At 64.9% G+C, this 21,836-nt stretch carries 18 protein-coding genes; 9 read left to right on the top strand and 9 right to left on the bottom strand.

Annotation, left to right across the window (positions count from 1 at the left end; translation table 11 throughout):
• Positions 1–81 precede the first annotated feature (81 nt).
• Positions 82–2,151, top strand: a complete 2,070-nt coding sequence (locus tag ATE64_RS01685; RefSeq protein WP_058454637.1) for a TonB-dependent receptor — start codon at positions 82–84, stop codon at positions 2,149–2,151.
• A 63-nt stretch (positions 2,152–2,214) separates the two neighbouring features.
• Here ATE64_RS01685 and ATE64_RS01680 read toward each other — a convergent pair whose 3' ends face one another.
• The 4 genes from ATE64_RS01680 to ATE64_RS01665 all read right to left on the bottom strand — a co-directional run bounded on the left by ATE64_RS01680 (position 2,215) and on the right by ATE64_RS01665 (position 5,442).
• Positions 2,215–2,754, bottom strand: a complete 540-nt coding sequence (locus ATE64_RS01680; protein ID WP_058454638.1) for a hypothetical protein — start codon at positions 2,752–2,754, stop codon at positions 2,215–2,217.
• Positions 2,755–2,788: 34 nt separating this feature from the next.
• On the bottom strand, positions 2,789–3,529 hold the full coding sequence (fabG, locus tag ATE64_RS01675) for a 3-oxoacyl-[acyl-carrier-protein] reductase (protein WP_058454639.1): 741 nt from the start codon (positions 3,527–3,529) through the stop codon (positions 2,789–2,791).
• 23 nt (positions 3,530–3,552) lie between these two features.
• The gene (gene fabD, locus ATE64_RS01670; RefSeq protein WP_058454640.1) at positions 3,553–4,491 is read right to left on the bottom strand and encodes an ACP S-malonyltransferase; all 939 of its coding nucleotides are present in this window, start codon (positions 4,489–4,491) and stop codon (positions 3,553–3,555) included.
• 123 nt (positions 4,492–4,614) lie between these two features.
• Complete coding sequence (locus tag ATE64_RS01665) at positions 4,615–5,442, bottom strand: LD-carboxypeptidase (protein ID WP_058454641.1); 828 nt, start codon at positions 5,440–5,442, stop codon at positions 4,615–4,617.
• A gap of 149 nt (positions 5,443–5,591) precedes the next feature.
• Here ATE64_RS01665 and ATE64_RS01660 point away from each other — a divergent pair, with 149 nt between their 5' ends.
• From ATE64_RS01660 to rplI, 4 genes are all read left to right on the top strand, one after another.
• Positions 5,592–6,977 (top strand): Mur ligase family protein, encoded by a 1,386-nt coding sequence (locus ATE64_RS01660; protein WP_058454642.1) that lies wholly within the window; start codon positions 5,592–5,594, stop codon positions 6,975–6,977.
• 158 nt (positions 6,978–7,135) lie between these two features.
• Positions 7,136–7,501: a 30S ribosomal protein S6 gene (gene rpsF / locus ATE64_RS01655; protein ID WP_058454643.1), complete on the top strand. Its 366-nt coding sequence runs from the start codon at positions 7,136–7,138 to the stop codon at positions 7,499–7,501.
• A gap of 11 nt (positions 7,502–7,512) precedes the next feature.
• Positions 7,513–7,737 (top strand): 30S ribosomal protein S18, encoded by a 225-nt coding sequence (rpsR, locus tag ATE64_RS01650; RefSeq protein WP_058454644.1) that lies wholly within the window; start codon positions 7,513–7,515, stop codon positions 7,735–7,737.
• A 13-nt stretch (positions 7,738–7,750) separates the two neighbouring features.
• Positions 7,751–8,377 (top strand): 50S ribosomal protein L9, encoded by a 627-nt coding sequence (gene rplI, locus ATE64_RS01645; protein ID WP_058454645.1) that lies wholly within the window; start codon positions 7,751–7,753, stop codon positions 8,375–8,377.
• 102 nt (positions 8,378–8,479) lie between these two features.
• On the opposite strand, the gene ATE64_RS01640 is transcribed toward rplI, so the two are convergent.
• Positions 8,480–8,767 carry a 4a-hydroxytetrahydrobiopterin dehydratase gene (locus ATE64_RS01640; RefSeq protein ID WP_058454646.1) on the bottom strand — a complete coding sequence of 96 codons (288 nt, stop codon included), beginning with the start codon at positions 8,765–8,767 and terminating at the stop codon, positions 8,480–8,482.
• A gap of 52 nt (positions 8,768–8,819) precedes the next feature.
• Here ATE64_RS01640 and ATE64_RS01635 point away from each other — a divergent pair, with 52 nt between their 5' ends.
• From ATE64_RS01635 to ATE64_RS01625, 3 genes are read left to right on the top strand one after another with little or no spacing between them, the layout of a single operon-like run.
• Complete coding sequence (locus ATE64_RS01635) at positions 8,820–9,248, top strand: metallopeptidase family protein (RefSeq protein WP_058454647.1); 429 nt, start codon at positions 8,820–8,822, stop codon at positions 9,246–9,248.
• Complete coding sequence (gene ccmA / locus ATE64_RS01630; RefSeq protein ID WP_058454648.1) at positions 9,245–9,829, top strand: heme ABC exporter ATP-binding protein CcmA; 585 nt, start codon at positions 9,245–9,247, stop codon at positions 9,827–9,829. Before ATE64_RS01635 ends, ccmA begins: the two co-directional genes overlap by 4 nt.
• Entirely contained in the window at positions 9,826–10,473 is a 648-nt protein-coding gene (locus ATE64_RS01625) for a heme exporter protein CcmB (protein ID WP_058454649.1), read from the top strand. The genes ccmA and ATE64_RS01625 overlap by 4 nt, the downstream gene beginning before the upstream one ends.
• 13 nt (positions 10,474–10,486) lie before the next feature.
• Here ATE64_RS01625 and folE read toward each other — a convergent pair whose 3' ends face one another.
• The gene (folE, locus tag ATE64_RS01620; protein WP_058454650.1) at positions 10,487–11,083 is read right to left on the bottom strand and encodes a GTP cyclohydrolase I FolE; all 597 of its coding nucleotides are present in this window, start codon (positions 11,081–11,083) and stop codon (positions 10,487–10,489) included.
• A gap of 434 nt (positions 11,084–11,517) precedes the next feature.
• On the opposite strand from folE, the gene ATE64_RS01615 reads away from it, so the two are divergent.
• Positions 11,518–14,469: a TonB-dependent receptor gene (locus tag ATE64_RS01615; RefSeq protein WP_058454651.1), complete on the top strand. Its 2,952-nt coding sequence runs from the start codon at positions 11,518–11,520 to the stop codon at positions 14,467–14,469.
• A gap of 123 nt (positions 14,470–14,592) precedes the next feature.
• Here the strand turns inward: ATE64_RS01615 and ATE64_RS01610 are convergent, their stop codons facing one another.
• The 3 genes from ATE64_RS01610 to ATE64_RS01600 form a co-directional block, all read right to left on the bottom strand.
• Complete coding sequence (locus ATE64_RS01610; RefSeq protein WP_058454652.1) at positions 14,593–17,127, bottom strand: TonB-dependent receptor; 2,535 nt, start codon at positions 17,125–17,127, stop codon at positions 14,593–14,595.
• Positions 17,128–17,311: 184 nt separating this feature from the next.
• Positions 17,312–18,925 carry a hypothetical protein gene (locus tag ATE64_RS01605; RefSeq protein ID WP_156416439.1) on the bottom strand — a complete coding sequence of 538 codons (1,614 nt, stop codon included), beginning with the start codon at positions 18,923–18,925 and terminating at the stop codon, positions 17,312–17,314.
• Between the two features lie 145 nt (positions 18,926–19,070).
• A complete protein-coding gene (locus ATE64_RS01600; RefSeq protein ID WP_058454654.1) occupies positions 19,071–21,689 on the bottom strand; it encodes a TonB-dependent receptor in 2,619 nt (872 codons plus the stop codon).
• Between the last annotated feature and the right edge of the window lie 147 nt (positions 21,690–21,836).

The raw sequence follows: 21,836 nt of genomic DNA, 5'->3' as shown, positions 1-21,836 counted from the left end.
AAGCGCGGCGGGTTGCGTTTGTGACAGTATAACATTACTGCGAGCCCGAATTCACGTCACGAACAACAGGATCTCCCCTACATGCGACTGCTCTCCGCCGCCGGTCTCACCCTTGCTGTCCTGATTTCCGCCCCCGCCTTTGCCCAGGATACGGCGCCGCAGACCGGCGACGACGATTATCATACCGACCAGGCGATCGTCGTCACCGCGCCCTTCGTGCGCAGCCTCGACATCCTCGGCAACGTCTCGGTGATGGAAGGCGAAAAGCTGGCGCAGGACATCCGCGGCCAGATCGGCGACACCCTCGCCTCGCAGCCCGGCGTGTCGTCGAGCAGCTTCTCGCCCGGCGCCTCGCGCCCGATCCTGCGCGGTTTTTCGGGTGAGCGCGCCGCCGTGCTCGTCGACGGGCTCGGCGCGATCGACGCCTCCTCGACCTCGGCCGACCATGCGGTGTCGATCGACCCGCTGACCGCCGAGCGCATCGAAATCCTGCGCGGTCCCTCGGTCCTGCTCTTTTCGAGCCAGGCGGTCGGCGGCGCGGTCAATGTCTTCGACCGGCGAATCCCGCGCGGCATCCCCGAAGCGCCGCTCCATCTTGATGCGCTCGCAAGCTATGGCACCGCTGCCGACGACAAAAGCATCGGCGCGTCGGTCGACGTGCCGCTGGGCGAGCGCTTCGTCGTCCATGCCGACGGCAATTACCGCGATTCAAACAATGTCCGTGTCGGCGGGCTGATTTATGCACCCGAACTGCGTGCACATCTGCTCGACCTCGCCGCCGACGCAAACGCCGATGGCGACGCTGCCGAAGCGACGCGTCTGACCGATGCCGCGAACAGCCGCGGCAAGGTGCCAAACAGCCAGAGCACCAGCAAGAGCGCGGGCGTCGGCGCCGCCTTCATCGACGACGGCGGCTCGCTTGGCATCAGCTTCGGCTATCTCGAGGATGATTACGGCATCCCGCCGCGCGCCGACATCGACGAAGTGCCGACGATCAAGGCGCGGCAATATCGCGTCGACCTGCGCGGCGAGGTCGAGCTGGGCGACGGGCTGTTCGAAAAGCTGCGCGTGCGCGGCGCCTATGCCGACTATGCCCACACCGAATTCGACGATGGCGAGCCGGGAACGCGCTTCACCAACAAGGGGATCGAGGCGCGCGCCGAACTGGCGCAGAACGACCGTGGCGGCTGGCGCGGGGCGAGCGGCATCCAGTACAGCTTCCGCGACTTCGCGGCGATCGGCGACGAAGCGTTCCTGCCGGCGAACGAGACGACGCGCATCGCGGCGTTCACTTTGCAGGAACTCGAACGCGGCCCCGTCACGCTGGAGGGTGCGCTGCGCTTCGAAAATTCGAAGGTGACGGCAAACAGCATCGGCTTCGATCGCTCGTTCGACAGTTTTTCGGGTGCGGCGGGTCTGTCCTACCAGCTCGCCGACGGCCTGAAGGCGAGCTTCTCGGTCTCGCGCAGCGAGCGCGCGCCGTCGGCGGAAGAGCTGCTGTCGGACGGTCCGCACGCCGCGACGCTGACCTATGAGCGCGGCAACCCCGACTTCGCCAAGGAAACGAGCTGGGGCGGCGAAGCATCGCTGAAATTCAAGCGCGACGGCTGGTCGGCGGGGATCACCGGCTATGCGAGCTGGTTCGACAATTTCATCTATGAAACCGACACCGGCCTGATCGCCGATGACCTGCCCTTGTTCGAATTCCGCCAGAACAAGGCGCGCACCTGGGGCTTCGAGTTCGAGGGCGCCGCCCCGATCGCGCAGGTCGGCGGCTTCCACATCGCCGCCGATGCCACGGCCGACATGACGCGCGCGAAGATCGTCGACGGGCCCTATGTGCCGCGCATCCCGCCGCTGCGCATCCGCGGCGGGCTCGAAGCATCGAGCGAACGCATCGACGCGCGCGCCGAGGTCGAATGGACCGACGACCAGACCCGCATCGCGCCGTTCGAGACGGCGACGAAGGGCTTCACGCTCGTCAATGCATCGCTGACCTGGCGACCGCTGCCCGACACGAAGAATCTGTCGCTGACACTCGCCGCCGACAATATCTTCGACGTCGACGCCCGCCGTCACGCGAGCTTCACCAAGGATTATGTGCCGCTCGCCGGCCGCGATATCCGCATCACCGCCCGGGCGAGCTTCTGATATCGGCGCGCCCGGCGGCGGCCGGGTCCGGCGCCGCCGCCGGACCCGGCCACTGTCGAAGGTTCAAAAAGGCAGGCGCTGGCGCTTGTTCCAATAGATCGAGGTAGCCGCCGCATAGGCCCCGACCTTTTCCCAGACCGACTGGTCGACCTTTTCGATGTCGACCCCGGCGTTGACATAGCCTTGAACGATCAGGACGATCTGGTCTTCGGTCATGTCGCCCGACAGGTCGGGGTTCGCGCGGCCCGGCCCGAAATCGAGCGCCTTATCCACGATTTCCGTCTTCAGGTTCGCTCGGGCAATGGCGCCGATCAGCCATTCGCGCGAAATCCGCGCGAGGCTATAATCGAAATAATCGGCTTTCTGCGCTTCGGCGACCCCCTGGCTGGCGACGCAGCCATCGACGGTCTTGCGAAGCTGCTCGACCAGCGCGCTTCGCACGGCAGGATCGCCCTGCCCCACCATCGCTTCGCCAAGCGAAGCGCGGAAGGCCGGTGCCGATGCGGCGAACGGGCAGTCGAACTTTGCGCCTTCCTGCGCCGACGCCGCTCCTGAGATCGCCGCCAGCACCAAAGCCGCGCTTCCCGCCAAAGTCCTGAACATCAACCTGTTCCTTCCACCCCCACGGATCAATCCGTCAGGAGAGCATGGCCAAGCCGCCGTTCACATGCAAGGTCTGGCCGGTAACATAGCCCGCTTCCTTCGACGCGAGATAGACCACGGCGGCGGCGATATCGCTCCCCTCGCCCATCCGGCCCGCGGGGATGCGCTGATTCAGCGCCTCCTTCTGCGCCTCGGGCAGATCGTCGGTCATCGCGGTGGCGATGAAGCCCGGCGCGACGCAATTGGCGGTGACGCCGCGGCTTGCCAGTTCCTGCGCCAGCGCCTTCGTCATGCCGGTCACCCCCGCCTTCGACGCCGCATAGTTCGCCTGCCCCGGATTACCGGTCGCACCGACGACGCTGGTGATCGAGATGATGCGCCCGAAGCGCGCTTTCATCATCGGCTTGGCGGCGGCGCGCGCGAGACGGAAATTCGCTTCGAGATTGATGCGGATGACATCCGACCACTCATCGTCCTTCATCCGCATGATCAGGTTGTCGCGCGTGACCCCCGCATTGTTCACGAGGATATCGAGCCGCCCCAGCGCATCGACCGCCGCAGGAACGAGCGCATCGACCGCGGCTCCGTCGCCGAGATTGCACGGGAGCGCGACATGATCGCCGCCGAGCGTGTCGCGAAACGCGTTCAGCTTTTCGGCGTTGGAGCCTGAAACCGCAAGCCGCGCGCCCTGCGCCGCAAGCGCCTGCGCGATGGCCGAACCGATACCGCCAGAAGCGCCGGTGACGAGGGCGGTCATGCCGGTGAGATCGAACATGTTATTCTCCTGAAATCTGAAGCTTAGAGCGTTTTTAGCAGCGCCTCGATATCGTCCATCGAAATCACGCTGACCGTCTCCACCTCGCCCGACGCGCTGCGCTTGACCATCGGCGAAAGCACCTTGCCGCCGAACTCGACGAACTGTGCGACGCCGATCTCCTCCATCGCGCCGACGCTTTCGCGCCAGCGGACGCGGCTGGTGACCTGGCTGACCAGCAGGTCGCGAATCGTGCCGGCATCGCTGACCGGGCTCGCGGTGACATTGGCGACGACGGGTACAAACGGTGCGGCGGGCGGGTTCGTGCCCAGCGCTTCGGCCATCGCATCGGCGGCGGGCTGCATCAGCGGGCAGTGGAAGGGCGCCGACACGGGCAGCAGCACACCGCGCTTGATCCCGAAGTCCTTGACCAGCGCCACCGCACGCTCGACCGCACCCTTGTGGCCCGAGATCACGACTTGCGACGGGTCATTGTCGTTGGCGACGGTGCAGACCTCGCCCTCGGCCGCGGCATCGGCGAGCTTCTGCGCGGTGTCGATATCGGCGCCGAGCAGCGCCGCCATCGCGCCGACGCCGACGGGCACCGCCGCCTGCATCGCCTGCCCGCGCGTCTTGAGCAGCCGCGCTGTCGTCGAAAGGTCGAAGGCACCGGCGGCGCAGAGCGCGCTATATTCGCCGAGGCTGTGGCCCGCGACATAATCGGCCGTGGCGGCGAGCGTGACGCCGCCTTCCTTCTCCAGCACGCGCAAGGTCGCGATCGCGTTCGCCATGATCGCGGGCTGGGCATTTTCGGTAAGCGTGAGCTGGTATTCGGGGCCTTCGCTCATCAGCTTGAACAGCTTCTGACCGAGCGCCTCGTCGACCTCCTGAAACACTTCGCGGGCGACCGGCGATGCATCGGCGAGCGCCTTGCCCATGCCAACCGACTGGCTGCCCTGACCCGGAAAGATGAATGCGCGCATGACCCTGTCCCTATATCGTCGCCCCCGCGAAGGCGGGGGCCGCTGGAGGTTTATACTTCGCCGTCGGGTTAGGCCGACAACGGCGCCCGCCTTCGCGGGGGCGACGAGTGGGCGCCTATGCGCTCACCCCGCGCGATGCAAGCCGAAGGGTACGACCTTGTTCGCCGCGTCATGGCCGATGTCGGCGCGGCCGAGATACGGAATGCCGGTGCGGGCGCACCAGTCGCGGGCGATGTCCTCGGCCTCCACCCCGAACGGCCGGTCGTTCTCGGGCACGTCGCTGACGCGGCCGAGCCGGATCCCCGCGAGCCCGCGCGGCGCGAGATAGGTCGCGACATGAAAGAAGGCGCGGTCGAAGGCGTAGAGATATTCGCTCACCTCCTCGACAAGCAGGATATGCCCAGACAGATCGGGCTCGAGCGGGGTGCCGAGCAGCATCGACAAGGTCATCAGGTTGAACGCCGCGTGGCGTGCGCCGTGCCCGAGCCCCGGCTCGCACGCGGCGGGATCGCGCGCGACGAGCCAGTCGAGCGCGCGCGCGATCGCAGCATCGCCCCCGGTGCGGCGGATGTCGGCGACCATCGGCCCGTGCGCGACATGGTCGAAGCCGTCGCGATAGAGCGCGCCGAGCAGATTGCCCTGGTCGGAATAGCCGAGGAACGCCTTGCCGCGCGCCGCCGGAGTCATCGCAGCGACCGCATCCTCGGCGATGCGGCAGGCGCCATAGCCGCCGCGCGCAAACCAGATCGCCTCGATATCGGGCCGGTTCGCCATGTCGACGAGCGCCGCAAAACGGTGCCCGTCCTCACCCGCGAAATGGCCGTGGACCGCGAAACATTGCGGGTCGAATTCCAGCTCGACATCGGGATAACCAATGCTGGCGATCGCGCGCACCGCCTCGGCATCGTCGGGCAGGATGGGGGTACTGGGGGCGACGATTCCTATACGCATGAATCCCCCATATCCGTTCGCATCGAGCGAAGTCGAGATGCCCTTCAGCCTTGCGCCATCCCGACAGGTGTCTCGACCTCGCTCGACACGAACGGAAATCGGGGCGAGTGCCAGTTGCAAACCCTCCCTCAAGGCCATAACGCCGCGCCATGTCGGAAAACAAATCCTATTTCTTCTGCGGCGTCGGCGGGTCGGGAATGCTGCCGCTCGCAATGATCGTCGCGGCGCGCGGAAGCGCGGTCGCGGGCTCCGATCGCAGCCGCGACCAGGGGCGCTCGCCGGACAAGTTCGACTGGATCGAACGGCAGGGTATCGCGCTCTTCGCGCAAGACGGCAGCGGCGTCGCCGCAGGGCAGACACTTGTCGCTTCGGCCGCTGTCGAGGACAGCGTGCCCGATGTCGCCGCCGCGAACGCGCTCGGCTTGCCGCGCCTGACCCGCGCCGACCTCAATGCCGCGCTCTTCAACGAGGCCGAACTGGCGATCGGCGTCGGCGGCACCAGCGGCAAGTCGACCGTGACGGGGATGATCGGGTGGATTCTCGAAAGCGCGGGCCGCAAGCCGACGGTGATGAACGGCGCGGTGATGCGCAATTTCGCCAGCGACGCGATGCCCTTTGCGAGCGCGCTCGTCGGCGATGCCGCCACCTATGTCAGCGAAGTCGATGAAAGCGACGGGTCGATCGCGCTTTACCGGCCCGACGTTGCGGTGGTCACCAACATCAGCCTGGACCACAAGAGCCTCGAAGAGCTCCACCAACTCTTCGGCGACTTCGCCGCGAAAGCACGCGTCGCGATTATCAACGCCGACGACGCCGAATCAGCGCCGTTGCTCGTCGGCGCCAATGTCGCCACCTTCGGCTTCACGGACACGGCGCACGTGCGGGGCAGCGACTTCGAAGCCCTTCCCGATGGGTGCCGCTTTACCGTGAATGTCGAAAGCACCGCGCGCGCCGCGGCCCTGCGGATGCCCGGCCGCCACAATGCCGCCAATGCGCTCGCCGCGATTGCGGCGACGCACGCCGCCGGCGTTCCCGTCGCAGAGGCGGTGGCGGCGCTCGCAAGCTTCGCGGGCCTCGCCCGCCGCTATGAGGTGCTCGGTCAGGCGAACGGCGTCACCGCGATCGACGATTTCGCGCACAATCCCGACAAGGTTGCCGCGACCCTCGCCGCGGTCGCCGAACTGCCCGGCCGCGCGTTGCTCTTTTTCCAGCCGCACGGCTACGGCCCGCTCCGCCAGATGGGCGCCGAACTCGCGGCGAGCTTTGCGAAGGGCATGCGCGAAGGCGACAAGCTGTACGTCAGCGACCCCGTCTATTTCGGCGGCACCGTCGACCGCAGCGTCGGCAGCGAAAAGCTCGTCGCCGATATCGTCGCAGGCGGCGGCGACGCGGTGCATCTCGCCACCCGCGCCGAATGCGGCGCCGCGATGCTGGGTGAAGCGAAGCCCGGCGACCGCATCCTGATCCTCGGCGCGCGCGACGACACGCTGACCGAATTCGGACGCGAGTTGCTGGAAAAGCTCGGCCAAGCTTGATTTCCGCGCGCGAATCTGTATAGGCGCGCTCATCCGGGGCGAGGCCACGTTGCCATCGCCCCGTTTGCTTTGCACCAATACGCAAAGCCGGACGACAGCCGGAGGGGTTTCGCGATTGGCGCGGAATCAGCGATCGGCCAAATCGAAGGACGCAAACCATGCCGTTTTACGAGCATGTCTTTATCGCGCGTCAGGACCTGAGCCAGGCTCAGGTCGATGCGCTCGCCGAAGGTGTCGCGGGCATCGTGACCGAATATAAGGGGCAGGTCCACAAGACCGAAACCTGGGGCCTCAAGCAGCTCGCGTACAAGATCGCGAAGAACCGCAAGGGCCATTATGTGATGGTGTCGGCCGAAGTGTCGGGCGAAGCCATCGCCGAGATCGAGCGTCAGGCGTCGATCAACGAAGATATCATCCGCTGGCTCACCATCAAGGTCGACGAACTCGAAAAGGGTCCGTCGGTGATGATGCGCAAGCAGGAACGCCGCGGCGGCCGTGGCCGTGACCGCGACGGCGAAGAATAAGGATAACGACAATGGCACGACCCTTTTTCCGCCGCCGCAAGACCTGCCCCTTCAGCGCGAAGGACGCACCGGTCATCGATTTCAAGGACGTCCGCCTGCTCCAGGGTTACCTGTCGGAGCGCGGCAAGATCGTCCCGTCGCGGATCACCGCGGTGTCCACCAAGAAGCAGCGCGAGCTGGCGAAGGCGATCAAGCGCGCCCGCCACATCGGCCTGCTCCCCTACATTGTAAAGTAAGGAGCGCGGACCGATGGAAATCATCCTGCTCGAACGTATCGAGAAACTGGGCGGTATCGGCGATGTCGTCACCGTCAAGAACGGCTTTGCCCGCAACTTCCTGTTGCCCAACAACAAGGCGCTGCGCGCGAACGAAGCCAACCGCAAGCTGTTCGAAGCCAACCGCTCGAAGATCGAGGCCGACAACGCCGAACGCCGTACCGCCGCCGAAGGCCATGCCAAGGATGTCGACGGCAAGCAGGTCGTCCTGATCCGTCAGGCGTCGAACACCGGCCAGCTTTATGGTTCGGTCTCGGTGCGTGACATCGTCGACGCGCTGGTCGAGGACGGCGCCGCGAACATCACCAAGGCGATGGTCGAGCTCGAACGCCCGATCAAGTCGCTCGGCCTGTTCGACGTCAAGGTGAAGCTGCACCCCGAAGTCGTCGTGACCGTTCAGGTCAACGTCGCGCGCTCGCCGGACGAAGCCGAAATGCAGAAGCAGGGCATCGACGTGATCGCCGCCATGTTCGAGGAAGAACAGGCCGAAGCGGTTGCCTCGGCCCTCGAGCCCGACAGCGAAGACGAGTTCGAGGACGCCACGCCCCCGTCGGAGCTGGCTGCCGAAGCGCCCGCCGCGGACGAAGGCGAGGAAGCCTAAGCTCCCTCTCCTCTCGCAAGAGACAGGAAAGGCCCCGGGACAAGGTTCCGGGGCCTTTTTCTTTGCCGGCAGAACCGGGCTGGGCCGAACCCCGCCCCCTACCTAAAGCAAAGCCTCGATCGCTTCGGCGAGCGCGACGTCGCGTTCCGACAGTCCTTCTGCGTCATGCGTCGTCAGCAATATGTCGACCCGATTATAGACGTTCGACCATTCGGGATGATGGTCCATTTTCTCTGCAATGATCGCGACGCTCGCCATAAAGCCGAACGCCTGCGCGAAATCGTCGAACCTGAACCGGCGGGTGATGCCGTCGCGCACCGGCTCGTGGGTCCATTCGGGAAAGCGCGCGAACAGCGCCGCGCGCTCCGCATCGTCGAGTTTCCGGACCATCGCATTTTCTCCCGCTGGTAAAGGCCGAGCCGCCGCCATAAGGAAGGGCGCGATGAGCGACAAGAGTGCCACGACCCGACTTCCGCCCGGCTGGACGGGAACCGCCCCCGATGCCGATGCGATCTTCGCGATGGCCGAGGTGGCGCTCGAGACCATGCCCGCCGTCTTCAAGCCGCACATCCGGGACGTCGTGATCGAGATTGCGGAATTCGCCGACGACGAAACGCTTGCTTCGCTCGATATCGAGCATCCCTATGACCTCACCGGCCTGTACGAAGGGCGCCCGCTCACCGAGCGCAGCATCGACCAGAGCGGCGGGATGCCCGACCGGGTGACGCTCTACCGCATCCCCATTCTCGTCGAATGGATCGAGGGCGGCGAGCGCCTCGACTGGCTGGTGCGCCATGTGCTGATCCACGAGATCGGCCATCATTTCGGCTTTTCCGACGACGACATGCACGCGCTGGAAGACATGGCGTGACCGAGCTTTTGCGGCTCGACGGCGTGGCATGCATCCGCGGCGACCGGCTGTTGTTCGAGGGGCTGTCGCTGGCGCTGGGCCGTGGCGAAGCGCTGTGGCTGCGCGGACCGAATGGAGCCGGCAAGTCGAGCCTGATCCGGCTCGCCGCGGGGCTGCTGCGGCCCGCGGCCGGCACGGTAACGCGCCGCGAGCGCATCGCGCTGATCGACGAGGCCGCGGCGCTCGACCCCGAGCTGCCGCTGCGCAAGGCGCTCGATTTCTGGGCGCGGGTCGATACCGTCGACGGTCCTGCCGTCACTAGCGCGATGGACGACATGGCGCTGGCTTCGCTCGCCGAAGTGCCGGTCTCGATGCTCTCGACCGGCCAGCGCAAACGCGCCGCGATGGCGCGCGTCATCGCCAGCAGCGCGCCGATCTGGCTGCTCGACGAACCCGCCAACGGCATGGACGATGCGGCGCAGGCGCGGTTGGTCGCGGCGATCGCGAAGCATCGCGCCAACGGCGGCGCGGTGTTGCTCGCCTCGCATTTCACGCTCGGCATTTCCGATCTGGCCGAACTCGACATGGGCGCGCTCGCATGACGGCGCTCATCGCCCTGTTCTGGCGCGACCTGCGCCGCGCGTGGGGCAGCGGGGCGCTGTGGCTGCCGGTCGTCTTCTTTTTGCTCGTCGCGACCGCCTTTCCCTTCGCGGTCGGACCCGACGCGCCGCTGCTCGCGCGGACCGGCGGCGGGATGATGTGGGTCGCGGCCCTCCTCGCCGCGCTGCTTCCGATCGACCGCCTCGTGCGTCCCGATCGTGAGGCAGGAGTGCTCGACCAGCTGGCGGTGCGCGGTTTCGCCGACGAAGCGGTCGCAGCGGTCAAGATCGCGGCTCATGCCGTCGGCTTCGGCCTGCCCCTACTCGTCGCGCTGCTCCCCGCCGCCGCGCTGCTGGCGCAGGATGCGACGCGGGTCCACACGCTCGCAACGGGCCTTGCCCTTGCGATCCCGGCGCTTGCCTCGCTCGCGGTGCTGAGCGCGGCGCTGACCGCCAACCTCAAGGGTGGCAGCGCGATCGGCGGCCTGCTCGTTCTGCCGCTGGCGGTCCCGATGCTGATCTTCGGTGCGGGGATGCTCGACCCCTCGGGGCGCGGTGCGATGAAGCTGCTCGGCGCGGCGAGCCTGCTGTTGACGGTGATCGGCCCCTTCGCGGCGGGCGCGGCGCTCAGGGGTTTGCGCGAATAGGAGCGGCGCCCCCTCAATATCCCATCAGCGCGAGCACTTCCTTGCGGCTGCGCTCATCGTCGAGGAAGCAGCCGAGCAGGCGGCTGGTGACCATGCCCACGCCCGGGGTGCGGACGCCGCGCCCGGTCATGCAGCCATGCTGCGCGTCGATCACCACCGCAACGCCGTGCGGGTGCAAATTGTCCCAGATGCATTTGGCGACTTCGGCGGTCAGCCGCTCCTGCACCTGCAGGCGCCGCGCGAAACCGTTGAGCACGCGCGCGAGTTTCGAAATGCCGACGACCCGGTCGCGCGGCAGATAGGCGATCGACGCCTTGCCGGTGATCGGTGCCATATGGTGTTCGCAATGCGACTGGAACGGAATGTCGCGCAGCATCACGATCTCGTCATAGCCGCCGACCTCCTCGAAGGTGCGCGACAGATGGATCGCCGGATCTTCGGCATAGCCCTGGCAATATTCGAGCCACGCGCGCGCGACGCGCCGCGGCGTATCGACCAGCCCCTCGCGCGTCGGATCGTCGCCGGCCCATTCGATCAGCGTGCGCACCGCCCCCAGCACCTCGTCCGGGACCACGGGCTTGCCGTCCGCGCCCAGTTCCACCTTTGCCATCCACCCTGCCTTCACTGTTGCATCAATGCCGCACATTTCGGCGCGAAGCGCGCGATGCGCAACCCCGGTACGTCAATAATTTATCGGCCCCTGCCAAGTTTACGTTGCGGAATCTGCGCTTTTTCCATTTCGGGACTCGCCTGAATTTCCGACGGTTTTTGGCGTAACAAGTGACTTGACGCTTTCGTCAACTCGGCGCACCTTCGGGGCATTACAGAGTTCGCTCGAGCGGGCCGTAATCAGGAGATGCCGGCGTACTTCCCCGACGCCGGTGGGAGAGGACGATGACCAGCCTTGCTGGCAAGCGGGATACACGCAGGCACTTGGCCGTTCCGGCCCGGCGCGCTTTGCCACGTCTGGTCTCAGCCCCTCCCCTTTAGCACAATTCAGTTTGGGCGGCCCGCAGGCGCGGGTTCGAAAAAGGGAGGATGTTGATGAAGTTCAAGGCACTGATCGGTTCGTCGGTCGTTGCGATGGCGGTGGCGACACCAGCCCATGCGCAAAACGCGGACAACGAAAGCAGCAATGCGTACGGAAGCGAGATCGTCGTCACGGCGCAGCGCCAGGCCGAACGCCTGCAGGACGTGCCGATCGCGGTCAGCGCTTTTTCGGCCGAGGCACTGGAATCGCAGCAGATCGAGAATGCGTCCGACCTTCAGCTCACCCTGCCCAACGTCACCTTTTCCAAGGGCAATTTCACCGGCTCGAGCTTTACCATCCGCGGCATCGGCGACCTTTGCGTCGGCTTCAGCTGCGACAGCGCGACCGCTATCCATGTGAATGGTTCGCCGCTGTTCGGTACCCGCCTGTTCGAGACGGAATATTTCGACCTCGAGCGCATCGAGGTGCTGCGCGGACCGCAGGGCACGCTGTTCGGCCGCAACGCGACCTCGGGCGTCGTCAACTTCGTCACCGCCAAGCCCAAGCCCGGCGAGTTCCAAGCGTCGGTCGACGGCGAATATGGCAATTTCGATGCGTGGAAAGTCAAGGGGATGGTCAACGTCCCGCTGGGCGACACGCTGGCGGTCCGTGCCGCGGGCTTCTACCTGAAGCGCGGCGGCTATACGAAGAACCTGTTCGACGGCAGCCACATCGACGGCCGCGAAATGTACGCGATCCGCGGTTCGCTGCGCTGGGAGCCGGGCCCGGACACGACGCTGGACCTGATGGGCTATTATTTCCGCGAAAAGGATGACCGCCTTCGTATCCAGAAGCAGCTCTGCCAGCGCGATCCGACCGGCGTGCTCGGCTGCCTCAACAACCGCCGCGAATATGGCAAGGTCAACGGCAACGCGACCTTCCCCAGCGTGCTGGGCTCGCGCGAAGTGTTCGGCCTCAACGGCATTTCGCCCGCGCTCGGGCTTGGAACCGGCAGCCTCTACGGCGCCGACATCAACGCGACATCGGTCGAGCCGGCCGATGTGCGGACGGTCAACACCGACTTCACCCCCGAATATTTCACCGACGAAATCCAGGCGCAGGCGCATCTCGACCATAGCTTCGGGACGATCAATCTCGGCCTCACGGGTATCTATCAGCGCACGCGGATCGATTCGCGGCAAGACTACAACCTCGACGTCGCCAGCCGCGCGCCGCTGCAACAGGGCCTGAACTCGCTGGCCTTCCTCGCGGCCAACGGCATCCCCGGCCTGCCGGGTACGAACGCCTATTTTGCGCCGATCGCGGCCGCGCTGATCCCGAACGGACCGGCGGGCAATGTCTGCACGTCGAACACAAATCCGAACGGCCTCGGCGTCTTCGGCGGCGACGCCATCTGTGCGGCGACCCCCCTGTCCTTCGACCGCTCGGTCGCGAAGAACGAGAGCTGGGCAGGTGAAGCCATCATCACCAGCGACTTCGACGGACCGCTCAACTTCCTGCTCGGCGGCATCTATTCGCAGTCGAAGACGACCGACGGCGACTATTATGTCAATTCCTTCTCGATCGACTATTTCGCATCGCTGTTCGGCACCTTTACCGCGCTGTCGCGGGGCCTGCCGCCGTCCTACCTCGGCTCGCCCTACTTCCGGAACCATGACGAGGTGTTCAAGCTGACTTCCTACGGGATTTTCGGCGAGGCCTATTTCGAGGCGAGCGACCGGCTGAAATTCACCGTCGGCCTGCGCTACAACAACGACAAGAAGCGCGACATCTCGAACTCGACGTTGGCGAACTTCCTGGTGCCCTACTCCACGACCGGCGACATCTTCCAGTCGCCCTATTCGGGGACGTTCGACGCCGACACGGGCGCGACCGGGCTGCCGGGGCCGCAGCGGTTCCGCGACCGGACCTTCAAGTTCGACGAATTCACCGGCCGCGCCGTCGTCGACTTCAAGATCACCGACGACAATCTCCTCTATGCGTCCTACTCGCGCGGCTACAAGTCGGGCGGCATCAACCCGGCGCTGCAGGTGATCATTCCCGGCGTGACCGAAACCTTCGATGCCGAAATCGTCGACGCGTTCGAGATCGGTTCGAAAAACACCTTCGGCGGCGGCCAGCTGCAACTGAACCTGACGGGCTTCTATTATAAATATAAGGGCCTGCAGCTCAGCCGCATCGTCGCGCGCACCTCGCTCAACGACAATGTCGACGCCGACATCTGGGGCGTCGAGGTCGAAGGGATCGTCCGGCCCGACCCGGACTGGCTGATCAACCTCGGCTTCAGCTACCTCAACACCAAGGTTACCGACGACACGCTGTTCATCAACCAGCGCGATCCGTCGGGCGGCCTGCCGAATTCGGTGATCATCAAAGATATCGGCCAGGCGTTCAACTGCGCCATCGTCGCCAATGTCGGCGGCCAGGCCGCTGCCGATGCCTTCGTCACCGCGGTGAACAACGGCATCAACGCCAGCCGCGGGCTGACCGCAGCCAACGGCCTGCGCGGGCCGACCGCCTTCCCGTCGGACTCGGGGCTCGGTGCCGGCAGCGGAGCCTTCTCGAGCTGCGACGCGCTCGTTGCTGCGGCTGCGGGCACCGGCGGCGCGATCACCGCTTATGGCGGCGGCGTGCCGATCAGCATCAAGGGCAACAAGCTGCCGCAGGCGCCGAACGTCAAATTCTCGGCCGGTGTCCAGCACACGATCAACTTCGACAGCGGCATGTCGCTCGTCCCGCGCATGGATCTCACCTACACCGGCGACAGCTATGGCAATATCTTCAACGGCCGGGTGAACAAGGTGAAGGGATATGCGCAAGCCAATGCCCAGATCCAGCTCAACGGCAGGGACGACCGCTGGTATGTGCGTGGTTTCGTGCAGAATATCTTCGACAGCAACGCAACGACGGGTCTGTACCTGACCGACCAGTCGTCGGGCCTGTTCACGAACATCTTCACGCTCGAACCGCGCCGTTACGGCATCGGCGCCGGGGTCAAATTCTGACCCTGCGCACAGCGTAAACAAAAAGGCCCGGCCTCTCCATTGAGAGCCCGGGCTTTCTTTTTCCGCAGCAAGAAACCAAAAAGGGCGCGCCGGAACGACGCGCCCTTTTCTATTATCCGTCCCTTAGAAAGAAGCGCGAAGCTTCACACCATAGAAGCGCGGCGGCGCGGGATAGACCGCGAAGCTCGTGCCCTGCTCGGGAACCGGGAACGACGTGATATTATAATATTTGTTGAACAGGTTCTCGACATAGGCCTCGATACCGAACTTGTTGTCGTTGAAGTTCAGACCGACGCGCGCGTTGACGATCGAATAGCCGTCATTCTTCGTGAACGGCACGCCGAGCGGCGAGTTGAGCGTATTCGAGTCGCTGTTCGTCCGCGCATCGATGTGGACGAGACCGCCGACCGAGCTGCTGAGCTGCGGCGTCCAGGTCATTGCCGAGGTAATGACATGGCGCGGCGAATTGGTCAGCGGCTTGCCATTGTCGCTGCCCGCCAGCGGATCCTTCACCTCGGTGTCGAGGTAGGTGTAGCCGAACTGGAAGGTCAGGTCGCTCACCGGCCGGATGATCGTGTCGAGCTCGACGCCCTGCGAGATCACCTTGTCGAAGTTGCGGACCACGAAGCGCGTCCCTTCGAACGCGTTGTTCTGATAGCCCTTGAACGTCGAGTGGAACAGCGAGGCGTTGACCTGGAAGGCGTGGCCGAAATTGCTCTTCACGCCGACCTCGAACACGTCGGCCGTTTCGTTGCCGAATTCCAGATCGGTGATCTGCGCACCGTTGCCGCCCAGCAGCACGCTGTCGAACGAGCCGCGGTCGAGGTTGTAACCACCCGACTTGTAGCCACGGTCGTAACCACCATAGAGCAGGACATCGTCCGTGACCTTGAACGACAGCTTCGCCGTGCCGGTGAACTCGCTTTCGCTGCGGTCGCCGGTGTAGTTGCCGTTGAACTCCGAATTGACGGTCGGGTTGCAGGCATAGAGATAGACCAGCGGGAAGCGCGCACCAAGACCGGCGCGATAGGCGGCAGCGCCAGGGCTCTGCAGGAAGGAGCAGGCCGGAACAACCGAGTTCAGGTTGGCCTTGATGTCCTTGTTCTCGTGGTTGTAGCGCAGGCCGAGCGTCAGCGAGAGCTGGTCGGTGAAGTTGACGATATTGTGCGTGAAGAGCGCGAAGGCTTCGGTCTTGACGCTATACTGGTCGGCAACCTGACCACCACCGTCGGGCGTGCGCGGCAGCGGCACCCCGCCATAGACCGGCACCAGCGGCCCGAGCGTGCCGTAAAGCTGCAGGCCTTGCGCCGGCAGGCCCGGCTGACCGGCGGTCAGCGCGTTGAACATGCCGTCGACGAACTGGTCGGCCTGGGTGCCGAAGCGCACCCGGTCGGTGAGCGTCGTCTTTTCGTTCAGGTAGAAACCGCCGACCAGCCAGTCGAGACCACCGTCGAACGCCGAACCGTTGAAACGGATTTCCTGCGTGAAGTCGGTCAGACCGGTGCGATAGCCATCGCGATAGGCGCGATCGAGACCCGAGAAATCGATATCCTGGTTACGCAGCGCCTTCCAGTCGCGGTAGGCGGTGATCGAGGTCAGCGTCACATCGCCCAGATTCCAGTTCAACTCGCCGGAAACGCCCCATTCCTTGACCTTTTCGGACAGGTCGCGGTTCGGCGACGTCGCCATCGTGCGCGACTTGGCGTCGAACGGCCGGACGATGCCGACGCGGCCGACCGCTCCGCCGAGCAGCGGGTTGGCCGAAAAGGCCTGGATGACATTGCTTGCAGCAAAGCCGAGCACGGTGTTGATGTCAGCCGGGTTGGGAGCGATCAGGAAGCCCGAATTGGTGTTGATCGCGCCGCAGCACTGTTCGTCGGTCTTGGCATAGTCGCCGATGACGCGAAGGCTGATGTCATCTTTCTCGAACAGCGCCTGACCGCGAACGAACCAGCGATCGACATCGTTGAAGCGACGATCCGAATTGGCGTCTTTGATATAGCCGTCGCGCTTGTGATAGCCACCGTCGAGCCGGAGCGCGACCGCCTCGGAAAGACCGCCGGTGATGCCCGCCTTGGCTTCGATCTCGTCATAATTGCCATAGCTGAGCTCGGCATAGCCACCGAGGTCGAACGAGGGCTTCTGGGTAATGATGTTGAGCGCACCGGCCGAAGTGTTGCGGCCGAACAATGTGCCCTGCGGACCGCGCAGCACTTCGACGCGATCGATCGGGGGCAAGTCGGCCAGCGCGACGCCGGCACGCGCGCGCAGCACGCCATCGATGAACACGCCCACGGCAGGCTCGAACCCGGGGTTGTCGCCAGCGGTACCGATACCGCGGATGCGCAGCACGACGCCGGTCGCCGACGATTGACCCGTCGTTACCTGAAGGCTCGGCGCCACCTGACGGAGACCGCGAATGTCCGAGATGCCGGCGTTCGCAAGCTGCTCGCCGCCAACGACGCTCAGGGCAATCGGCACATCCTGTGCGATCTGCGAACGGCCGGTGGCGGTAACGATGATCTCGTTACCATATTCGGCCTCGTCATTGGTGGTCGCGGTGTCGGCAGACGCGTCGGCGTCCTGGGCAAAGGCGTAAGCAGGGGTGGTCGCGGCGCACAGCATGGTGGCGCCCAACAGGATGTTGCGCAAAGTCATGATGTCTCTCTCTCTCCAAACCGCCGGACGCAGCCCAAAGGCCTAAGTGGGAGATGCCCGGCAGCAACGTGTCGCTGTAGCGACCGCAACCGGCGCGTCAACGCGCGCAGGCGAAAATTGGCAAAATTTCGTGGATTCGTGGCCGAATAGCAACAGTTTACGTTACGGAAGCGAGCGCCGCTTCCTATTTCCGGCGCCGCGCGAGCTGATAATCGTAGAGCGACGGCGCGCCTGCCACGGCCTCTCCCGTGCCCTCGATATAGGGTGCCGGATCATAGTGGACGCTGATCCGGCGGTTGGCGTGAAGCCCGACGATCCGTTCGCCCGGCCCCTCGATCCCGCTGGTGATCGCGACCGTCGCGTCGGCCGGCACACTTTCCGGAATCACCAGCCGCGCGTTCCACAGCGTGTTGTAGAGCCCGTGCCCCGGCTTCCAATAGGGCGCGCCGCCACCGACCCACAACCGATAGACCCAGCCGTCCTTCCCCTGCTCGGGGTCGATATGAAGCGTGATCTGATCGAAGAGATTCTGGTGGTTGGAGCCGCTATGCTGGTCGAGCACCGCCCCGGCCGCGACGTCGGCGCGCAGGAAGACCGAGCGCGTCGAGCGCGTGTTGACACTGAGCGGATGGATGACCGGATTTTCGACCTTCAGATCCTTGACCAGGACATTATGCACCGCGCCGACATGCACCGAGTAATGCGCGCGCCGCGCGCCCGTCGTCGTGACATTCGCAATCGTCAGGCTCGCGGCATTGTCGGTCAGGATGCCGCTGTCGGACTGGTCGATAACAAGGTTGCGAACCCAACCGTCGAACACGCCGGTCATGTAGATGCCGTTATAACCCTGCTCGAGATGATGTCCGAAGGCAGGCGCGTCGGGAAACTGGAAGCGCAGATTCTGGATGCCGACGTTCGTGAGGTGCCGCCACTCGGCAAGCACCGCGGGCTGGTCGGCGCGCACGTCGTGGAGCAGCGGATCGCCCAGCGTCACCGTCCTGCCTCTGACCGCCGTCACGCGGGTCGCCTGCACTACGACCGGCCGGTCGGGCGAGGTCCAGTGGTGCGATCCGATCGGCAGGTCGGTGTTGCCATAGAGGGATTTCAGGATCGCGCTCTTCGGCCCGTCGACCGAAAACCACTGGAGCTGGACGACATCGCCGACGCGCAGCTTCGACGCGGTGTCGACGGTCAGGGTGCGGGCGAACTGCGTGCCGGCCACGCCGTTCGCAAGCACCGGGTCGCGGACATCCTTCGCCGCGTCATAGGGAACCGGCCGGCTTCCTTCGGGCGCGACGAAGATCATCCCGCCCGCCCAGCTATATTCGGTGAAGAGATAGTCGATATTATGTTCGGGCTCGACCTGCTGCTTCTTCTCGCGGACGAGATATTCGCGCAGCTCGTCATAATCATGGCTCTTGTCGATCAGCTTCAGCGGCCGCGGGAACCAGAGCTCGCTGCCCCCTGCCCCCGCGCCGGCGCCGTCGAGCGTGATGTCGCTGCGGGTGATGCGCAGCACCTCGGTGATCTGCGTGCGTCCCCTGGGAAAGCGCAGCGTCACCTTGCCCTTGACGGCATTCGCGGCGGCCAGCGCGCGCAGCACCGCCTTCGTGTCGTCGAGCCCGTCGTCAGGGATCGCGCCGAAGCTGGTCACGTCAACGACCGTGCCGTCATCCCCGGGGATCGGCTGCGTCCCGAAACCATAACCCGCATAGGAGAAATCGGGCAGCGGGTTCGCGGCCATCGTCGCGCGGTCGGAGACTATCCTTGGCAGATCGCCCGGCCGAGCCTGGGCCATCGTCCCGCAAGCTGCCGCAACCGACAGGAACAGGGCGAGACGGAGAGGGCGTCCGGCCCGGCCAGGCAATCGCATACAATTCATTCCCATATCGTCCGTGGACAGCGCGGCCCTTGTGGACGGGCGCCGCGCCGTTCTCAAGGAATCAGAATTTGGCGCGGAGCCCGACCGAGAAGCGCCGCTCCGACAGGGCGTAGCTGTTCAGGGCGACTTCGTTCACACTATATTCCTTCGTCGCCGATTTCTTCGGCATCAGATTCTGCGCCTGCAGCGACAGGGCGAAATTCCTGGTGATGTCGAAACCGACCTGCGCGTCGAGCTGCGAGCGCGAGCCGATGAAGCTCGGCCGCCCTTCGGAGAATTCGAACACCGCCTCGTCGCGATAGTTGTACGCCAAGCGAGCCGAGAACGGCCCCTTCTCGTACAAGCCGACGAGGTTGTAGCTGTTCTTCGACACCGCTACGAGCGGGAAGCCGGACTGGTCCTCCGAGTCCGAATAGGTATAGTTCGCGATGATGCCGAGGCCGTCGAGCGGCGACGGCAGGAAATCGGCGAACTGCTGGATGCCGATTTCAAAGCCCTTGATCTTCGCGCTCGCCAGATTCTCCGGACGCGAGAATACGAGCACCCGGCCCTGCGGATCGAGGTTGGTGTCGACCCCCGAGGTCACGAAACTGGCGATGAAATCCTTGACGTCCTTATAGAAGACAGCGCCCGAGATCAGCGAACTTTTGCCCGTATAATATTCAAAGCTGACGTCGGCCTGCGTCGAGATCGGCGGCTTCAGGTTCACATTGCCTCCGGTAACCGACAGGTTCGTCGCGTTGAAGAAGGTCGATGGCGCGAGGTCGGCGATCGACGCGCGCTGCATCGTCTGCGACCCCGACACGCGGACGAGGAAATTGTCGGTGACGTTGAACGCGATGTTCGCGCTCGGCAGCACGGTGGTGTAGCGGTTCTTGTCGTTGCGGAGCGTGCTGACCGCCCCGACGTTGACATAGCTGTCAACCGACAGGCGCGTCGCCGCGATGCGCACGCCGCCATTCGCCTTGTACGGCACACCGAGGATCTCGCCCTCGCCCGACACCATCAGATAGCCCGCGATTGTCTTTTCGCTGAGATCATAGTCGCGCTGCAGATTGGGAAGCAGCGTCGAACGGCCATTCGGATCGGGGTTGGGCTCGGCCGCCTGCGCGCGGTTGAAGACATAATCGAAGGTCGGCGCGGTGCTGAGGAAGCTGCGCGGGAAGCTGCCCGGGATATCAGCCAGGATATCGCCAGCATTAATGAGCTTCAGATAGGGCTCGATCTCGGTCCGGGTCGGGGTGACCTGGCTGCGGAATGCGTTCGACCGCGCATGAAGGTCGGTATAGCGCACGCCCGCCGAAATGGTGACGCCGCTGTCGGCCTCATAGCTGACGTCGAGCTTGCCGGTCCATTCCTCGAGCAGACCGATCAGCCGGTTGCTGCGCACGCCATTGTTCGCGGGATTGTAGGAGGCATAGTTGGTCGGATTGAAGGTACCGCCCAGCGTCAGCGACGGGACCGTCTGGTCCCGGAAATCGAACGCTCCCGGAACTGCGGCGGTCGCCTGCAGCGTGATGATCTGGATCGTCTGGTCGATCGTGCCCTTGCTGTAATAGCCGTCGGCCTCGACCGTCAGTCCGTCATTCTCGTACTTGCCGTTGAGCCCATAGAGGAAGCTCTCGGTCGGCTCGTTGCGGATCTGCCCCGCGGTCGTCACCGTGCCGTTGGCGTTACCCGCGACGACCATGCCGTCCTCGACGACGCGATTGGTGACGGGGTTGCTGCCCGTCGGCAGGCGAAAGGCAAAGAAATCCTGGTGCCGTCCAGTCTTGAGCTTCGAATAGAGCGCGTCGGCGGTGATCGTGAATTCGGGGGTCACCTCGAACTGGATCGCGCCGTTGAGGCCGAGCCGCGAACGATCGACGACGAACTGTTCATATTGCAGCAGCACCGGGGTCGGGATCGCCCCCCCGCCCGTTCCGGTATAGTTGCGGTTGAGGAAATTGTTGCGCTCGAACGTCTGGGTCGTCGAGGTGCGCTTCTGATATTCGCCGGCGATCATGACGCCGATGCGGCCGTCGGCGAACTTGGTCGTCGCAAAGCCGGTGATCGCGGGTTCGAACTTGTCGGTGTTTTCGGAATAGACGCCCTGCGCGCGCACCGAAATCGTCGGCTCCTTGAACGACAGCGGCTTCGGCGTGACAAGATTGACCGTACCGCCGAGCCCACCCTCGGCCTGGCTGGCCAGCGGCGATTTGCGGACTTCGAGGCGCCCGAACAGGCTGGAAGGCACCGAATCGAGCCCCGAAGAGCGGCCAAGCTGGTCGTTCTCGGGCGGCGACAGGCGCGCCGACCAGCCGAGCAGGGTACGGCCGTCGACCTCGACGCGCACCTGCTGCAGGCCGCGCACCGATACCGACTGGCCTTCGCCGAAGACGCGGGTGATCTGGACGCCGGTGACGCGCTGCAGTGCCTCGGCAACGTTTGAATCGGGGAGCTTGCCGACGTCCTCCGCCGTGATGACATCCATCACCTGCGGCGCATCGCGCTTGATGTCGGCGGCTTGTTCGAGCGAAGCGCGGATGCCCGTGACGATGATTTCTTCGCCTGGCGGATCGGCGGCATTGCCGCCCGCCTGATCCTGCGCGAGCGCCGGGGTCACCGCCAGCACCGCGAGCGACGCGCCGCCCGCCAGCCGCGCCCAGATTCCGACGCCGTATTTCGCCCGATTTGCCATCTAATCCCTCCCACTTTTTACAATGTATTCCCGCGCTGGCAACGAATGACACCGGTTACTTTTGCGGACAAATGAAGCGGCGCGCGCCATTTGTCCTCATTTCGGGGAATGTCCGGGCGCCCGCTATCGACGCGGCGGGCCGAACGC

Source organism: Sphingopyxis sp. H073 (genome assembly GCF_001468395.1).
Taxonomy (GTDB): domain Bacteria; phylum Pseudomonadota; class Alphaproteobacteria; order Sphingomonadales; family Sphingomonadaceae; genus Sphingopyxis.
This window is presented reverse-complemented; position numbering and strand designations above follow the sequence as displayed.

Bases quoted from the DNA above. Each gene is read 5' to 3' on its own strand.
- ATE64_RS01685 (WP_058454637.1), top strand. From the start codon at position 82: ATGCGACTGCTCTCCGCCGCCGGTCTCACCCTTGCTGTCCTGATTTCC.
- ATE64_RS01680 (WP_058454638.1), bottom strand. From the start codon at position 2,754: ATGTTCAGGACTTTGGCGGGAAGCGCGGCTTTGGTGCTGGCGGCGATC.
- fabG (WP_058454639.1), bottom strand. From the start codon at position 3,529: ATGTTCGATCTCACCGGCATGACCGCCCTCGTCACCGGCGCTTCTGGC.
- fabD (WP_058454640.1), bottom strand. From the start codon at position 4,491: ATGCGCGCATTCATCTTTCCGGGTCAGGGCAGCCAGTCGGTTGGCATG.
- ATE64_RS01665 (WP_058454641.1), bottom strand. From the start codon at position 5,442: ATGCGTATAGGAATCGTCGCCCCCAGTACCCCCATCCTGCCCGACGAT.
- ATE64_RS01660 (WP_058454642.1), top strand. From the start codon at position 5,592: ATGTCGGAAAACAAATCCTATTTCTTCTGCGGCGTCGGCGGGTCGGGA.
- rpsF (WP_058454643.1), top strand. From the start codon at position 7,136: ATGCCGTTTTACGAGCATGTCTTTATCGCGCGTCAGGACCTGAGCCAG.
- rpsR (WP_058454644.1), top strand. From the start codon at position 7,513: ATGGCACGACCCTTTTTCCGCCGCCGCAAGACCTGCCCCTTCAGCGCG.
- rplI (WP_058454645.1), top strand. From the start codon at position 7,751: ATGGAAATCATCCTGCTCGAACGTATCGAGAAACTGGGCGGTATCGGC.
- ATE64_RS01640 (WP_058454646.1), bottom strand. From the start codon at position 8,767: ATGGTCCGGAAACTCGACGATGCGGAGCGCGCGGCGCTGTTCGCGCGC.
- ATE64_RS01635 (WP_058454647.1), top strand. From the start codon at position 8,820: ATGAGCGACAAGAGTGCCACGACCCGACTTCCGCCCGGCTGGACGGGA.
- ATE64_RS01625 (WP_058454649.1), top strand. From the start codon at position 9,826: ATGACGGCGCTCATCGCCCTGTTCTGGCGCGACCTGCGCCGCGCGTGG.
- folE (WP_058454650.1), bottom strand. From the start codon at position 11,083: ATGGCAAAGGTGGAACTGGGCGCGGACGGCAAGCCCGTGGTCCCGGAC.
- ATE64_RS01615 (WP_058454651.1), top strand. From the start codon at position 11,518: ATGAAGTTCAAGGCACTGATCGGTTCGTCGGTCGTTGCGATGGCGGTG.
- ATE64_RS01610 (WP_058454652.1), bottom strand. From the start codon at position 17,127: ATGACTTTGCGCAACATCCTGTTGGGCGCCACCATGCTGTGCGCCGCG.
- ATE64_RS01605 (WP_156416439.1), bottom strand. From the start codon at position 18,925: ATGGCCCAGGCTCGGCCGGGCGATCTGCCAAGGATAGTCTCCGACCGC.
- ATE64_RS01600 (WP_058454654.1), bottom strand. From the start codon at position 21,689: ATGGCAAATCGGGCGAAATACGGCGTCGGAATCTGGGCGCGGCTGGCG.